We start from the raw sequence: 16,253 nt of genomic DNA, 5'->3' as shown, positions 1-16,253 counted from the left end.
CGCGCACCGCCCGCTCGGCCCGCCAGGTCCGCCCGGCCGTCCGTCGAACCGCTCTGCTCTGGAGGTCCCCCGTGCGCGTGGCACTGCTCACCGAGGGTGTGCGTCCGCACGCCGCCGGTGGCACCGGTGACTGGTGCGACCGGCTGGTGGACGGCCTGCGCGAGCACGACTTCGAGCGGTACGTCCTCACCGGGGAACCCGCTCCGGCCGGCCGGGTCCCGGGCGGGCCGCGCCGCCGCCGGTACGCCGCCGCCCACGAGCAGTTCGTCCGCGCCCTGCTGATCCCCGGTGAACGCGCCGCCTTCGGCCCCGGCCTGTACCGGCTCGCCGACCTCGCCCGCGCGGACCGCGCGCTGCCCGCCTTCCTGGCCTCCGCCCACGCCCGGCGCATCCTCGAACGGGTCTGGCGCTCGGCCGGCGCCGCCACCCCCGCCGGCCGGCCGCTGGTGCGCGACGTGCTGGCCGCCGCCGACCTCCTCGAACAGTGCCTGCGCCCGCTCTCCGCGCCCTGGTACGGCACCGACCCCGGCGGCCTCGGCGCCGCCGACCTCTGCCACGTCGTCGGCGGCGGCCCGGCCGCACTGCCCGCGCTGGTCGCCAAGCACCTGCACGGCGTCCCGTTCGTGGTCACCGAACACGGGCCGCACCTGCGCGAGCAGTACCTCCGTCACGGCGGGGCCGGTCACCGGTGGCCGGTCCGGGCCCTGCTGCTCGGCCACGTCCGGGCGCTCACCGAGGAGACCTACCGGCAGGCCGCGGCACTCACCCCGGGCAGCGCCCACGACCAGGGGTGGCAGCTGCGCTGCGGGGCCGACCCGGCACGCATCCGGGTGGTCCACGAGGGCACCCCGGCGGTCGACCGCCCCGCCGCCGGCCCCGAACCGGCCGCGCCCACCCTGGTCTGGGCCGGCCCCCTGGAACCGGACCGCGATCCCGGGCCCCTCCTCCAGGCCTTCGCCCGGGTCCGCGCCGAGCTGCCCGCCGCGCGGCTGGTCGTCCACGGCGAGGAGACCGTGCCCGGCTACCGGGCGCACTGCGGCGAGGTCGCCGCGCGGCTCGGGGTGGCGCCGTCGGTCGGGTACGCGGACCGGTCCCGCCCGGCCGCCGAGGCCTGGGCGGCCGGCAGCGTCGCCGTCTTCACCGCGCCCTCCCGGCACCGCCCCCGGCTGCTCACCGACGCGATGCTGAGCGGCCGGGCGGTGGTCGCCACCGACGTCGGGGTGACCCGTGAGGTGGTCGGCCCGACCGGGCTGCTCGTCCCGCCCCGCGACCCGCGGGCCCTGGCCAGTGCCTGCCTCGCCCTGCTGCGCGACGAGGAGCGCAGGGCCCGGCTCGGGCTGGCCGGCCGCCTGCGGGCGCAGGAACGCTTCGGCGTCGATCCGGTGATCGGGGCCTTCCGGGAGATCTACCTGGACCTCGTCTCCCACTGGCCCGCCTTCCCGGCCACCGCCCCCGGCGCCCGCCCCTTCGCCCGCCCTGCCGAGTACTGGCTCGCTGATCGTGGTGCGCTGCGGCCGTCGGGTGTGGTGGAGGCGGGTGGGCCGGAAGGCGGGGTGCTGGATGCCGTGGCGCCGGGGTTGCGGGCTTTCCCGGCTGGTGTTCCCGGCGCTCGCCCTGCCGGGTACTGGCTCGCTGATCGCGGTGCCCCGCGGCCGTCGGCCGTGGTGGACGCGGGTGGGCCGGACGCCCCGGGGCCGCGGGGGCCGGTCGGGGGGCCGCAGCCCCGGGCGCTGTCCGGTGCGGCGGAGGCCGCCGTGGCGGCGGGCGCCGAGGCGATAGCCGTGCGGGCGGGCGCCGCCCCGGCCGATGTCGCCGGCCGGGGCGGCGCGGCGCGGCCCCGGATGTCGACGGCCGGTGCGGCGGATGCCGCCGCCCCGGAGGCCGGTGGCCCGCCGGCAGGTCTCCTCGGTGAGCGCCCGGACGTGGCCGAGCAGCAGGGCCCGGACCGGCCGGCGGTGGCCGGCCCCGCCGTGACGGAGGTCCTGCTCGCACAGGTGCGGCCCGTGCCCGGCGACCGGTGCGAGCGGCGCGGCCGGGCCGCCGCCGACGACGACGTGGCAGAGGTCGGCGGCGCCCGGTACGTCGCGGACCGGCCGCCGTCCGGTGGGGGGTCGGCGGTTGGCCGGTCCGAGGCCGCCGTGGCGACGGCCGCGCGGGCGGGTGCGCCGGGTGGTTCCGGTGCTGGGTCGCGGGCGGGTTTTGCGGGGGCGGATGTCGTGGGTCGGGATGGTGCGTCGCGGTTCTGCCCGCTGTCGGGTGTCGTCGCCCCGACGGCAGGTGCGCCGGGTGGTGACCGCGCGCCGGTGGACGGGGCCCCCCGCGAGGGGTGGGCCGACGCGGGTGCGCCGGAGGGGCCGGCGGGTGGTTCCGGTGCCGGGCGGTCGTCCGGCGTCGCCGGGGTGGACGCCGTCGGCTCGGCCGCCGACGGGGTGCCGGCCGGCGGCCCCCCGGCCGGGCGGGCCGGGGTGCTCGCGGAGGCGGTCTGATGGCGGGGGAGGTGCCGGGGGACCCGGTGCGGGTCGTGATGGCCGAGCACCGGGTGCTCTGCGAAAGGGCGGTGGATCCCCTGGAGATCGCCGCCGGGCTGGAGGAGGCCGGGCTGGGCGCGGCCGCCGCCGCCCGCTGCCGCCACGCCGATCTGTTCTCGCTGGCCGAGGAGCTGTACGCCCGGGTGCCGCGCCGTCCGCCCGCCGAGGAGCCGGCCGGGCCGGTCGAGAGCTGGCCGAGGCGGTGCGCCGCGGCGCTCCGGACGGCGGTGGCGGCGGTGCTGCCGTGTGCGGTGGCGGTCGCCCTCGGCGGGAGCCGACCGGTCCTGGCGGCGGCGGCCGTCCCGCTGACCCTGGTTCCGGTGGGGGCCGGGCGGCGGCGCGGGTGGGGTGCGGCGGCGCACCGGGCGGGGGTGGCGGCGCTGCTGCTGGCGCCGCCGGCGGTGGCGGCCGGCGGGCCGGGGGAGCGGCGGGTGACGGCGGCGCTGGTGTTGGCGGCGGCGCTGTCGGCCGGGTCGGCCGAGTGGGCGGCCCGGTGGTTCCGCCGGGCCGGGCGGGGACACCTGGCGACGGCGGAGACGCTGGCCGGGTTCCGCTCCCGGATGCGGCCGGTGCTGCCGGTGGCGCTGGCGCTGCACCTGGCGGTCCTGGCCGCGCTGAGCTTCGCGGCGCTCACGGTGCTGTCCGCCCTCGCGCCGCTCCCGGGGCCGGGCCACGGCGGCGGGCTGCTGCACCTGGCGGCCGAGCGTGCCGGGCCCGCGCAGTGGGCGGCGCAGGGGGTGCTCGGCCTGCTGCTGGTGCTGTCCGCGCTGCTGGCCCGCTGCGGCCGGCCGGGGGCGGCCGCGCTGGGCGCGCTGGCCGGGGCGGCGGCCTCGGCGGCGCCGCCCGCACCGTTCGCGGGGCCGTTCACCGGTCCGCTCGCGGGCGGCGCGGTGGTGCTGGCGCTGCTGGCGTTCGCCTGGCCGGTGCTGGGCCGGCCCGAGGCGCACCGGTCGTCCGGGCCCCCGGCCGTGATCCCGTTCGTCTTCCCGTGGTTCCCGCGGTTCCTGCTGTTCCCGCGGTTCCCGCGGTTCCCGCTGTTCCCGTTGTTCACTCGGACCGCCAGGCCGATCCCCGGCCCGGCTTCGTGGAAGGACGCCCCCGATGAGGGTGCTGCTGCTGGGCGCCGACGGCTTCATCGGCCGTCGGGTCACCGATCGCCTGCTCGTGGATCCGGAGTTGCAGGTGACGGTGCTCGGCCGGCGTGACTCCGCCGACATCCGTTTCGACCTCACCACCGGCAGTCCGGGCGCGCTGGCCCGCTTCCTGGACGCGGTCGCGCCGCAGGTGGTGATCAACTGCGCGGGCGCCACCTACGGCAGCTCGCGCACCCTGATCCGGGCCAACACGCTCGCCGTGGCGACGGTCTGCGAGGGGATCCGGCGCAGCCGGGAGCCGGCCCGGCTGGTGCACGTGGGCTCGGCGGCCGAGTACGGGCCGGTGCCGGGCGGGGTCCCGGTGTCGGAGAGTGCCGAGCCCCGCCCGGTGGGCCCGTACGGGGTGTCGAAGCTGGCCGGTACGGAGCTGGTGCTGGCCTCGGGGCTGGACGCGGCGGTGCTGCGGGTGTTCGACGTGGTGGGGCCGGGGGCGCCGACCGCCTCGCTGTTCGGGCGGCTGGCGGAGGGCCTGCGGCGGGCGCTGGAGCGCGAGGAGTCCCAGGTGCGGATGCCGGACCTGTCCGGATACCGGGATTTCGTGGACGTCCGGGACGTCGCGCGGGCGATCCAGGCGGCCGCGGTGTCGGCCGCGACGGGGGTGATCAACATCGGCAGCGGGCACGCCGTCCGGGCCCGTGAGGCGGCCCAGCTGCTGGTCCGGGCGTCCGGCTTCGAGGGGGCCGTGGTGGAGGAGAACCGGCAGGTCGTGCTGCCCGCGCAGGCCGGCGGGCCGGTCGAGCACGTGCCGGGGCACGTGCCCGCGCACCACCTGCCGGGGCACCGTCCGGCGGAGCCCCGGCCGGGGGAGGGCCGGGCCGCCCCGGGCGAGCCGGTGCCGTGGCGGCAGGCGGACGTGCGCACCGCCCGGGACCGTCTCGGCTGGCGGACGCAGGTGCCGCTGGAGGAGTCGCTGGGGGACGTCTGGCTGGAGACGGCCTGCCGGGTCTGACACCCCGGCGGCAGCTCCCGAGGAGGCCTCCGACAGGCCCCGGACGCCCCGGAGGGGGCCCGTCCGGGGCCTGTTGCGTGGTCCCACCATCCGGCTCGGGCCGTCTCGCCCATCGGACGAGCTGTCTCGGAATACCGGGGCGGCGTGACACTGTTGGCGTAGCAGAGCCACTGCGGTGGCGGAGCAACAAGCCCCTAGAGGTTGGCCCTGGCCACCTGAACCGACGACCATCGGAGTCCCCGTGTCGCTGCCACCCCTGGTCGAGCCGGCCGACGAGCTCACCGTTGACGAGGTCCGCAGGTACTCCCGCCACCTGATCATCCCCGACGTGGGCATGGCCGGGCAGAAGCGGCTGAAGAACGCCAAGGTGCTCTGCGTCGGCGCCGGCGGACTGGGCTCGCCCGCGCTGATGTACCTCGCGGCGGCCGGTGTGGGCACGCTCGGCATCGTCGAGTTCGACGTGGTCGACGAGTCGAACCTGCAGCGCCAGATCATCCACGGCCAGTCGGACATCGGCCGCTCGAAGGGCGAGTCGGCGCGGGACTCCGTCAAGGAGATCAACCCCTACGTCGACGTGATCCTGCACGAGGAGCGACTCGACAACTCCAACGTCCTGGAGATCTTCTCCGGCTACGACCTGATCGTGGACGGCACCGACAACTTCGCCACCCGCTACCTGGTGAACGACGCCGCGGTGCTGCTCGGCAAGCCGTACGTGTGGGGTTCGATCTACCGCTTCGACGGCCAGGCGAGCGTCTTCTGGGCCGAGCACGGCCCCTGCTACCGCTGCCTCTACCCGGAGGCGCCGCCGCCGGGCATGGTCCCGTCCTGCGCCGAGGGCGGCGTGCTGGGCGTGCTGTGCGCCTCGATCGGCTCGATCCAGGTCACCGAGGCGATCAAGCTGCTGGCCGGGGTCGGCGACCCGCTGGTCGGCCGGCTGATGATCTACGACGCCCTGGAGATGAACTACCGCCAGGTGAAGGTCCGCAAGGACCCGAACTGCGCGGTCTGCGGCGAGAACCCGACCGTCACCGAGCTGATCGACTACGAGGCCTTCTGCGGCGTCGTGTCGGAGGAGGCGCAGGCCGCGGCCGCCGGTTCGACGATCACCTCCAAGCAGCTCAAGCAGTGGCAGGACGAGGAGGAGGACATCTTCCTCATCGACGTCCGCGAGCCCGGCGAGTACGAGATCGTCAACATCCCCGGCGCCGTGCTGATCCCGAAGAACGAGTTCCTGATGGGCAACGCGCTGGAGCAGCTGCCGCAGGACCGCAAGATCGTGCTGCACTGCAAGTCGGGCGTCCGCTCGGCCGAGGTGCTGGCCGTGGTGAAGTCGGCCGGCTTCGCCAACGCCGTCCACCTGGGCGGCGGCGTGCTCGGCTGGGTCAACCAGATCGAGCCGCACAAGCCGGTGTACTGATCCGCACCGTCCGACCACGCGAGAGGGCCCGCTCCGGCGGGCCCTCTCGCGTGTCCGCGGACGCCGCTAGAGCGCGCCCTTGCGCTGGAGCACGTTGTAGGAGATCCAGCCGGGCAGCACCGGCAGCCAGAAGGTGAGCGCCCGGTAGAGGAAGACCGCCGGGGTGGCGACGGCCGGCGGCACGTCGGCGACGGTGAGCGCGCCGATCAGCGCGACCTCGACCGGGCCGATGCCGCCGGGGGTGGGGATCGCGGAGCCGGCCGCGTTGGCGGTCAGGAAGACCACGGCGACCGCCGAGAAGGAGATCGAGCCGCCGAAGGCCTGCACCGAGGCGTCCAGGCAGGCGGTGAAGGAGAGCGTCAGCAGCAGGATGCCGCCGAAGCCGGTGATCAGCTTGCTGGGCGTCTGCATCAGGTCGAGCATCCGGGGCACCACGCCGAAGAACAGCGAGCGCAGCCGGTTCAGCACGAACCGCCGCAGCGGGGCGACCGCCGCGACCACCAGGGCCAGCACGGCGGCGCTCAGCACGCCGATGATCACCGCCCGGGAGGCGGAGAGGTCGCCGTTGGTCTGGCTGCCGGTGATGAGGCCGAAGCTGAACAGCAGCAGCAGGTGCCCGGCCAGGCCCGCCAGCTGGGAGGCGCCGACCGAGGCGACCGCCTGGCCGGAGCGGATGCCCGCCTTCTGCAGGTAGCGGGTGTTCAGTGCGATGCCGCCGATCGCGGCCGGGGCGACCAGCTTCACGAACGACCCGGCGACCTGGGCGGCCACGGTGCGGCGGAACGGCAGCTTCTCCGGGACGAAGCCGGTCAGGCTCATCGACGCGGCGACGTAGGAGAAGGCGGCCGCGGCCAGCGCCACCGCCGCCCAGGCCCAGTTCATCTGGGAGAGCTTGAGCTGCGCCGGCTTGACGGTGGTCAGCGTCAGGTAGGCGGCGAAGGTGAGCGCGACCACCATGATCAGGCTCTTCGGCTTGAGCCGCTCCAGCTTGGCCGGCTCCATCGGCGCCTCGGGCGCGATCTGCAGGATCTGCGCGCGGATCCGGCTGAGCAGGTCCTCGCCGGCGACGGCGATGTCCTCCTCGGCCTGCTGCTGGGTGCGTTCCCCGGCGGCGACCTGCTCCAGCGCCCTGGCCTGGGCGGCGGCCTTGCGCTCCTTGGTGACCTTCTTCAGGTCGACGCGGGTCGAGCGGCTCATGCCGACCGGCTGCAGCAGCGGCAGCGACTGGGCGACCCGCTCGGCGCCGAGCACCGCGTTGGCGGTGGCGACCGTCCGCTCGGGGCCGATCCGCAGCGCGAAGGTGGTGAGCAGCTGGGCGACGTCGATGCGCAGGGTGAGGTCGGTGGCGGCGATGTCGCCGCCGGAGAGGTTGACCAGGCAGGCCGTCTTCTCGTCGACGACCAGCAGCGACTCGCCGGTGAGCCGGCGGTGGGCGATCCGGCGCTCGTGCAGGGCGGCGACCGACTCCCACAGCGAGGCCATCACCCGGTCGGTGATCTCCTCGTCGGCGAGGTCGTCCAGGGTGCGGCCCTCGACGTTCTCGTAGACCAGGATCGCGGCGTCCGGGCCCAGCTCGGAGGTGGCGACCAGCTGCGGGGCGCGGGCGCCGGAGGCGGCGGCCGCGTAGGCGATCAGCGCCTCCTGCTCCAGCGCCTGGCGCAGCGACTGCGGGCTGCGCCGCACGGCCACCGAGCGCAGCCGCAGCCGGCGCCAGGCCCGGTAGAAGAAGCCGGAGGCCTGCTGCTCGCGGTCGACGATGTGGACGTCCAGCGGCGGCCCGCCCTGCTGGGCGACCAGGTAGCGGCGGGTGCCGCCGGGGGCGTCGGGGGCGCGGTGGGCGCTGGCCGGGGTGAAGCCGACCTTGCGCAGGCCGATCATCAGATGCTGGCCGGTGGGCCGGATGTTCGGCGAGCCGATCGCGTAGAGGGTGCCGTAGGCGACCGACCAGCCGATCAGCACGGTGAGCAGCAGGGACAGCGGGGTGGTGTAGCCGCCGAGCAGTTCGGTGATGCCGCTGAAGACGACCACCACCCACAGGGCGACCCGCCACCGGGGTCTGCTCGACATGCCGACCGCCGTCATGTAGGCGATCACCGGGGCGAGGTAGCCGTGCACCGGGTCGGTGAGGGTGCCGACGGAGTCCAGCGGGAAGCGGGTCAGGGCGTCGCGGATGTGGTCGGAGGCGCCCTCGGCGACCCACCAGTCGATGCCCAGCGAGACGCCGTAGGCCAGCACCGAGGCGAGCACGCCGTCGGCGACCCGCAGGCCGTCGCGTTTGATCAGCCGCTCGACGGCGAAGGCGAGCGGGACGGCCAGCACCGCGACGTTGGAGACCAGGCCGGTGATGGTGGAGAGCACCGGGGAGAAGCGGGGCGCGTTCTCGGCGATGTCGATCTCGATGCCGGTGGTGGTCGAGGTCGCCACCCCGGCGAGCACGAAGACCGCGACGATGCCGAAGACGCCGGCCAGGAAGCGGATGAGGTCGGAGGGCCGGTGCGCGCGGGCGGCGAGCAGCGGCTCGTCGACGTCCAGGTGCGGGGTGTCGTCCAGCGGGTCGCTCCCGGGGCGCGGCCCGGGGGCGTCGGCCCCGCCGGGAGGGCCGGCCGCGGTCGCGGCGGGCTCGGGGGCCGCCTCGGGGGCGGACGGCTGGGCGGGTACGACGGCGGGGGCCCCGGTCGCGGGGCCGGCCGGCTGCGGGCTCTTGATCGTCGGGTCCTTGATCAGGGAGACTTCCGGTGGTGCTTCGGCGGTGGCGTCGCCGCCACCTGCGGGCATGCCGTCGGAGGACTCGTCGGAGCCCTCGTCCACACCCACGTCAGCCGTCCCGGTCATCTGGTCTTGTCCTCGTATCACCACTCACCGCCCCGAAGATGGTGGCATGCCTCGGCGCCCCGTGCTGGACAGGGGCCGGATCGGGCGCGGCGGATCCGCCGCCCCGGGGCGGCCGGCCGGCCGGATGCGGAAGAATGCCGCAGGTGACGGACGCCCCCGACGACGACGGCCCCGGCGAGCTGACGCCCTTCGCCGAACTCGTGCTCGACCTGGCCGAGCGGATTCCACCCGGCCGGGTGATGACCTACGGCGACGTCGCGGAGTACCTCGGCCAGGGCGGCCCCCGGCAGGTCGGCCGGGTGATGGCCCTGTACGGCGGCGCCGTGCCCTGGTGGCGGGTGATCCGCGCCGACGGCCGGATGCTGCCCGGCCACGAGCACCGCGCCCTCGCCCACTACGGCGAGGAGGGCACCCCGCTGCGCGACCTCGCCGACCCGCCCCGGGTCGACCTGCGGCGCGCCCGCTGGGACGGCCGGCCCGCCCCCGGCCGGGCGGGCCGGGGATCTCGCGGAATCCCGTGCGCGGACGGGAATGACGGGGCAGGATCGTAGGCTCGAATACGGCGGGCCCCCGGCGGGCCCGCCCGCAGTTGCCCGAGCACGACCCCCAGGACGTCCGTGAGCTCCCCCTACCGTCTGGTGCGCAGCCCCCTCGTACCGCCCGCCCCGCCCGAACTCGACGCCCACCAGCGCGCCGTGGTCGAGCACGCGGGCGGCCCGCTGCTGGTGCTCGCCGGGCCGGGGACCGGCAAGACCACCACCCTCGTCGAGGCCGTCGCCCGGCGGATCGAGAACGGCGCCGACCCCGAGCGGATCCTCGTCCTCACCTTCAGCCGCAAGGCCGCGATGGAACTGCGCGACCGGATGGCCGGGCGGCTGTCCACCACCACCGGCGGCGCCCGGGCCGCCGCCCCGCAGGCCACCACCTTCCACTCCTTCTGCTACGCCCTGCTCCGCGCCCACCAGGACCCGGCCGACTACGCCGAGCCGCTGCGCCTGCTCTCCGGCCCCGAGCAGGACGTCATGGTCCGCGAACTGCTCGCCGGCGGCGCCGAGGACGCCCGGCGCGGCCGCTCCCGGATCGCCTGGCCGCTCGACCTGCGCGCCTGCCTCACCACCCGCGGCTTCGCCGACGAGGTGCGCGCCGTGCTCGCCCGCAGCCGCGAGCTCGGCCTCGGCGAGGCCGAGCTGGCCCGCTTCGCCGAGGGCGTCCAGCGGCCCGACTGGGCCGCCGCCGCCCACTTCCTCGCCGACTACCTCGACATCCTGGACCTGCGCGGCGTCCTCGACTACGCCGAGCTGGTCCACCGCGCCGTCCTGCTCGCCGACCGCCCCGAGGTCGAGCGCGACCTGCGCGGACGCTACGACGCCGTCTTCGTCGACGAGTACCAGGACACCGACCCCGCCCAGGTGCGGCTGCTGCGCCGGCTGGCCGGCGGCGGGCGCGAACTGGTCGCCGTCGGCGACCCCGACCAGTCCATCTACGCGTTCCGCGGCGCCGACATCAACGGCATCCTGGAGTTCCCGCAGACCTTCCGGCACGCCGACGGCCGCCCCGCCGACGTCAAGGTGCTGCGGGTCTCCCGCCGCTCCGGCGCCGTGCTGCTGGCCGCCGCCCGCGAACTCACCCGCCGGATGCCGATGGGCCGGCTGCCCGCCGACAAGCTCGCCGAGCACCGCGCCCCGCTGCCCGCCCGCGAGGGCGGCCGGGTCGAGGTCTACACCTACCCGACGCCCGGCGCCGAGCTGGACTCGGTCGCCGACCTGCTGCGCCGCGCCCACCTGGAGGACGGCGTGCCGTGGGGCGAGATGGCCGTCCTGGTCCGGGCCGGCGCCCGGTCCATCCCCGGGGTGCGGCGGGCGCTCGGCGCGGCCGGCGTCCCGCTGGAGATCGACGGCGACGACCTGCCGCTGCGCGAGGAGCCGGCCGTCGCCCAGCTGCTGCTGGCCCTGCGGGTCTGCGCCGAGCAGGCGGTCCGCGACCGGCAGGACGGCACGGACGGTGCAGACGGTGCGGACGGCACGGACGCGGCCGCGCCCGACCCGCTGACCACCGACCTCGCCCACGCCCTGCTCACCGGCCCGCTCGGCGGCCTCGACGGCGCCGACCTGCGCCGCCTCGGCCGCACCCTGCGCGAGGAGGAGCGCGCCGCCCTGCGCGCCGGGGCCGCCGACGGCGCGCCCGCCGCCGTGCCCCGTCCGGCCGGCGACCTCCTGCGCGAGGCCCTCGCCGAACCCGAGCGCCTCGCCGTCCTGGACGCCCCCCACGCCCGGCGCGCCCACGACCTCGGCACCCTGCTGCGCAAGGTCCGCGAGGCCCTGGCCGGCGGCTGCACCGCCGAGGACGCCCTCTGGCAGCTGTGGGACGGCTCCCGCCGCTGGCGCGAGCGCCTGGAGCGGGCCGCCCTGCGCGGCGGCGCCGCCGGCCGCAACGCCGACCGCGACCTCGACGCGGTCTGCGCCCTGTTCGAGACCGCCGCCCGCGCCGAGGAACAGGTCACCGGTCACCGCGGCGCCCTCGACCTGCTCGCCGAGCTGGAGGCCCAGGACATCGCCGCCGACACCCTCACCGTGCGCACCGTGCGTCCCGAGGCCGTCCGGCTGATGACCGCCCACCGCGCCAAGGGCCTGGAATGGCGCCTGGTCGTCGTCGCCGGCGTGCAGGACGGCCTCTGGCCCGACCTGCGCCGCCGCGGTTCCCTGCTGGAGGCCGACCGGATCGGCCGCGACGGCCTCGCCGAACCGCTCACCCCCACCGCGCTGCTCGCCGAGGAGCGCCGCCTCTTCTACGTCGCCGCCACCCGCGCCAAGGACCGGCTCGTCGTCACCGCCGTCAAGGCGCCCGCCGACGACGGCGACCAGCCGTCCCGCTTCCTGCGCGAGCTCTACCGCGAGGACGTCGACCCGCGGACCGGCCGCGTCCTGCGGCGCACCCCGCCGGTCACCGTCGAGGACGTCACCCACCGCCCGCGCCGCCCGCTCGCCGTGCCCGCGCTGGTCGCCGAGCTGCGCGCGGTCACCCTCGACCCGGCCCGCTCGCCCGAACTGCGCCGCGCCGCCGCCGAACGGCTCGCCACCCTCGCCCTCGCCGCCGACGAGGAGGGCCGCCCGCTGGTGCCCGCCGCCCGTCCCGAGAGCTGGTGGGGCCTGGAGGACCCCACCGCGGCCCCCGACCCGCTGCGCTCCGCCGACCTGCCGGTGCGGCTGTCCGGCAGCGGCCTGGAACAGCTGGAGAACTGCTCGCTCCAGTGGTTCCTCGACAAGGAGGTCAAGGCCCGCGGCACCTCCTCCGCCGCCCAGGGCTTCGGCAACGTCGTGCACGCCCTCGCCGACGAGGTCGGCTCCGGCCGCACCCCCGCCGACCTCGCCGTCCTCATGGAACGCCTGGACACCGTCTGGGACGCGCTGGCCTTCGACGCGCCGTGGAAGTCCCAGCAGGAGAAGACCGAGGCCCGCGCCGCCCTGGAACGCTTCCTCACCTGGCACGTGATGGCCCGCGGGCGCGACGTCGTCGCCACCGAGCACGGCTTCGACGTCACCCTCGACGCCGGCGGCGTCCAGGTGCGCATCCGCGGCTCGATGGACCGGGTCGAGAAGGACGAGGCCGGGCGCGCCTACGTCGTCGACTTCAAGACCGGCAAGCAGACGCCCACCGACAAGTCCCTGCCCGAGCACAAGCAGCTCGCCGTCTACCAGCTCGCCGTGCGCTCCGGCGCCCTCAACGGGCTGCCCGGCTTCGACGCCGCCGCCCCCGAGTCCGGCGGCGCCGAACTCGTCCAGCTGCGCAAGCCCGACAAGGGCGCGGCCGACGCGCCCAAGGTGCAGCGGCAGGAGCCGCCCGAGGGCGAGCCGTGGATCGAGAACCTGCTCGCCGATGCCGCCGGGCGGATCCTCGCCGAGCGGTTCGTCCCGCAGACCGGCGGCGGCTGCGACCGCTGCGCCTTCCGCCGCAGCTGCTCCGCCCAGCGCGACGGCGCCCAGCTCGTGGAGTGACGGCGCCCGGCCCGCCGGGCCGCGCCCGGCGAACGGCCGGTGGACGCCGGATGTGGTGCACGCGGCACGTGGCCGTCGCCACAGCGGCCCCCCGGCTGTCGGCGGCCCCGGCTACCGTTGCGTGGTGACCGCCGTGCTCAGCCATCCCGACCAGCTCAAGGAGCTGCTGGGCATCCCCTTCAACCGGGAGCAGATGGCGGCCATCGGCGCCCCGCTGCGGCCGGCCGTCATCGTCGCCGGCGCCGGCTCCGGCAAGACCACCGTGATGGCCGCCCGGGTCGTCTGGCTGGTCGGCTCCGGCGCGGTGCGCCCCGAACAGGTCCTCGGCCTCACCTTCACCAACAAGGCCGCCGGCGAACTCGCCGAACGCGTCCGCTCCGCCCTGCGGCTCGCCGGCGTGGCCGACCCCGAGGACGGCGAGGCGCTCGGCGAACCCGACATCTCCACCTACCACGCCTTCGCCGGCCGCCTCCTCAAGGAGCACGGCCTGCGCATCGGCGTCGAACCCGACACCCGGCTGCTCGCCGACGCCACCCGCTTCCAGCTCGCCGCCAAGGTGCTGCGCACCGCGCGCGGCCCGTTCCCCGCCCTCACCGGCACCTTCGCCAACCTGGTCGCCGACCTCACCGCCCTCGACGGCGAACTCGCCGAGCACCTCGTCGAACCCGCCGCGCTGCGCGCCTTCGACGAGGACCTGCTCGACACCCTGGCCGGCGTGCGGCTGAGCAACGAGGACCTGCGGACCGTGCCCGCCACCGCCCGCGCCCGTCTGGAACTGCTGCGGCTGGTCGAGGACTACCGGCGCCGCAAGGCCACCGCCGGCCTGATGGACTTCGGCGACCAGATCGCCGCCGCCGCCCGGCTCGCCCAGCAGCGCCCCGAGGTCGGCGCGCTGCTGCGCGAGCAGTACCGGGTCGTGCTGCTCGACGAGTACCAGGACACCTCCGTCGCCCAGCGACTGATGCTCGCCGGGCTGTTCGGCGCCGGGCCGGACGGCACCGCCCCCGGCCACCCCGTCACCGCCGTCGGCGACCCCTGCCAGGCCATCTACGGCTGGCGCGGCGCCTCCGTCGCCAACCTCGACGACTTCCCCCGGCACTTCCCCGCCGCCGACGGCGCCCCCGCCGACCGCTACGCGCTCAGCGAGAACCGGCGCAGCGGCGGGCGGCTGCTCGCCTTCGCCAACGAGCTCGCGGCGCCGCTGCGCGCCATGCACGAGGGCGTCGAGGCGCTGCGCCCCGCCCCCGGCGCCGAGACCGACGGCCGGGTGCGGGCCGCCCTGCTGCCCACCCACGCCGAGGAGATCGGCTGGCTGGCCGACGAGATCGACCACCTGGTGCGCACCGGCACCGCCCCCGGCCGGATCGCCGTGCTGTGCCGGGGCGGCGCGGCCTTCCCCGACGTGCACGCCGCGCTGGTCGCCCGGGACGTGCCGGTCGAGGTGGTCGGCCTCGGCGGGCTGCTCCACCTGCCCGAGGTCGCCGACCTGGTCGCGGTCTGCGAGGTGCTCCAGGACCCGACCGCCAACGCCGCCCTGGTCCGGCTGCTGATCGGCCCGCGCTGGCGGATCGGCCCGCGCGACCTCGCCCTGCTCGGCCGGCGCGCCGCCGAACTCGTGCGCACCGAGCGTCCCGAGGGCGTCGAGGCGCTCGCCGCCGCCGTCGCGGAGACCGACCCCACCGAGGTCGTCTCGCTCGCCGACGCCCTGGAGACCTTCCTGGACGCGCAGGACGCGCAGGACGCCGACGAGCTGCCGTTCTCCGCCGAGGCCCGGATCCGCTTCGCCCGGCTGGCCCGTGAACTGCGCGAGCTGCGCCGCTCGCTCGCCGACCCGCTGATGGACGTGCTGCACCGGGTCCTCGCCGTCACCGGCCTGGAGGTCGAACTCGCGGCCTCCCCGAAGGCGCTGGCCGCCCGACGCCGGGAGACCCTGCACGCCTTCCTCGACGTCGCCGCCTCCTTCGCCGACCTCGACGGCGACCCCGGCCTCGCCGCCTTCCTCGGCTTCCTGCGCGCCGCCCAGGAGCACGACCGGGGCCTGGACGCCGGCCTGCCCGGCGGCGAGGACACCGTCAAGGTCCTCACCGCGCACAAGTCCAAGGGTCTGGAGTGGGACGTCGTCGCCGTCCCCGGCCTGGTCAGGGGTGCCTTCCCGTCCTCCTCCCCGCGCGAGCGCTGGACCAGCACCAAGCGCGTCCTGCCGCACGCCCTGCGCGGCGACGCCGCCACCCTGCCCGATGTGCGCGGCGGCTGGAACGCCAAGGCGATGAAGGAGTTCCGGGCCGCCCTCGCCGAGCACTCCGCCGTCGAGGAACTGCGCCTGGGCTACGTCGCCTTCACCCGCCCGCGCGCCCTGCTGCTCGCCTCCGGCCACTGGTGGGGGCCCAGCCAGAAGTCCCCGCGCGGCCCGTCGGACTTCCTGGAGCAGCTGCGCGAGCACACCGGGCGGCCCGGCAACGGCGAGGTCGTCGTCTGGGCCGACCCGCCCGCCGACGGTGAGGAGAACCCGGCGCTCGCCGCACCCGTCGAACGCCCCTGGCCGCTGCCGCTCGACCCGGCCGCCCAGCACGCCCGCCGCCGGGTCGCCGCGGTGGTGCACCGCCGCCTGGCCGGCGCGCCCGCCCCGGAGCCCGAGCCGATGGCCCCCGAGGACCGCCGGCTGGTGGAGTCCTGGGACCGTGACCTGAACGCGCTGCTCGGCGAGTTGGAGCGCTCGCGCAGCCGGGTGCGGGAGGTGCCGCTGCCGGCCTCGCTCTCCGCCACCCAGCTGCTGCGCCTGGCCGCCGACCCGGACGGCTTCGCGCACGACCTCGCCCGCCCGATGCCCCGCCCGCCGCAGCCCGCCGCCCGGCGCGGCACCCGCTTCCACGCCTGGGTGCAGTCCCGGATCGAACCGCTGATGCTGATCGGCCCCGGCGCGCTGCCCGGCGCCGACGACGACGGCATCGAGGACGAACAGGACCTCGAACGCCTCAAGGAGGCGTTCCTGCGCACCCCGTACGCGCACCGGGAGCCGCTGCGGGTCGAGGCGCCGTTCCACCTGGTGCTGGCGGGCCGGGTGGTGCGCGGCCGGATCGACGCGGTCTACCGTGACGGTGACGGCGGGTCAGAAATCGGCGGCGCGTCACGCTACGAAGTGGTGGACTGGAAGACGCACCGCGAGGAGACCGCCGACCCGCTCCAGCTCGCCGTCTACCGGCTCGCCTGGGCCGAACAGGCGGGTGTCCCCCTGGAGCAGGTCACGGCCTCGTTCCTGTACGTCCGCAGCGGCCGGATCGAACAACCCGCAGGACTTCCCGGCCGAAAAGAGTTGGAACGGCTCCTGATCGGGAACAGTGAAGAATGAGTCACGGAGAGCATTCAAGTCATCACGGCATC

8 protein-coding genes are annotated in these 16,253 nt (G+C 76.4%); 7 read left to right on the top strand and 1 reads right to left on the bottom strand.

Annotated features, from left to right (window positions below; genetic code table 11):
- Nucleotides 1-71: 71 nt before the first annotated feature.
- The 4 genes from ACFXAM_RS08155 to moeZ all read left to right on the top strand — a co-directional run bounded on the left by ACFXAM_RS08155 (nt 72) and on the right by moeZ (nt 6,051).
- Entirely contained in the window at nt 72-2,486 is a 2,415-nt protein-coding gene (locus ACFXAM_RS08155; RefSeq protein ID WP_380288639.1) for a DUF3492 domain-containing protein, read from the top strand.
- Nucleotides 2,486-3,733 (top strand): hypothetical protein, encoded by a 1,248-nt coding sequence (locus ACFXAM_RS08150; protein WP_380288637.1) that lies wholly within the window; start codon nt 2,486-2,488, stop codon nt 3,731-3,733. The genes ACFXAM_RS08155 and ACFXAM_RS08150 overlap by 1 nt, the downstream gene beginning before the upstream one ends.
- Nucleotides 3,630-4,631, top strand: coding sequence for an NAD-dependent epimerase/dehydratase family protein (locus ACFXAM_RS08145; protein WP_380288635.1), 1,002 nt, complete (start codon nt 3,630-3,632; stop codon nt 4,629-4,631). Before ACFXAM_RS08150 ends, ACFXAM_RS08145 begins: the two co-directional genes overlap by 104 nt.
- Before the next feature lie 241 nt (nt 4,632-4,872).
- A complete protein-coding gene (gene moeZ, locus ACFXAM_RS08140; RefSeq protein ID WP_380288634.1) occupies nt 4,873-6,051 on the top strand; it encodes an adenylyltransferase/sulfurtransferase MoeZ in 1,179 nt (392 codons plus the stop codon).
- A 66-nt stretch (nt 6,052-6,117) separates the two neighbouring features.
- On the opposite strand, the gene ACFXAM_RS08135 is transcribed toward moeZ, so the two are convergent.
- On the bottom strand, nt 6,118-8,883 hold the full coding sequence (locus tag ACFXAM_RS08135) for a flippase-like domain-containing protein (RefSeq protein WP_380288632.1): 2,766 nt from the start codon (nt 8,881-8,883) through the stop codon (nt 6,118-6,120).
- 143 nt (nt 8,884-9,026) lie between these two features.
- Here ACFXAM_RS08135 and ACFXAM_RS08130 point away from each other — a divergent pair, with 143 nt between their 5' ends.
- The 3 genes from ACFXAM_RS08130 to ACFXAM_RS08120 all read left to right on the top strand — a co-directional run bounded on the left by ACFXAM_RS08130 (nt 9,027) and on the right by ACFXAM_RS08120 (nt 16,221).
- Nucleotides 9,027-9,434 carry an MGMT family protein gene (locus ACFXAM_RS08130; protein WP_380288630.1) on the top strand — a complete coding sequence of 136 codons (408 nt, stop codon included), beginning with the start codon at nt 9,027-9,029 and terminating at the stop codon, nt 9,432-9,434.
- A 66-nt stretch (nt 9,435-9,500) separates the two neighbouring features.
- Entirely contained in the window at nt 9,501-12,875 is a 3,375-nt protein-coding gene (locus tag ACFXAM_RS08125) for an ATP-dependent helicase (protein ID WP_380288628.1), read from the top strand.
- Nucleotides 12,876-12,999: 124 nt separating this feature from the next.
- Nucleotides 13,000-16,221: a UvrD-helicase domain-containing protein gene (locus tag ACFXAM_RS08120; protein ID WP_380288626.1), complete on the top strand. Its 3,222-nt coding sequence runs from the start codon at nt 13,000-13,002 to the stop codon at nt 16,219-16,221.
- The last annotated feature ends 32 nt before the right edge of the window (nt 16,222-16,253 follow it).

Source organism: Kitasatospora sp. NPDC059462, assembly GCF_042749955.1.
GTDB lineage: Bacteria > Actinomycetota > Actinomycetes > Streptomycetales > Streptomycetaceae > Kitasatospora.
This window is presented reverse-complemented; position numbering and strand designations above follow the sequence as displayed.

What these genes read in the sequence shown, in the direction of transcription:
- ACFXAM_RS08150 (WP_380288637.1), top strand. Translation starts at nt 2,486, where the DNA reads ATGGCGGGGGAGGTGCCGGGGGACCCGGTGCGGGTCGTGATGGCCGAG.
- ACFXAM_RS08145 (WP_380288635.1), top strand. Translation starts at nt 3,630, where the DNA reads ATGAGGGTGCTGCTGCTGGGCGCCGACGGCTTCATCGGCCGTCGGGTC.
- ACFXAM_RS08135 (WP_380288632.1), bottom strand. Translation starts at nt 8,883, where the DNA reads ATGACCGGGACGGCTGACGTGGGTGTGGACGAGGGCTCCGACGAGTCC.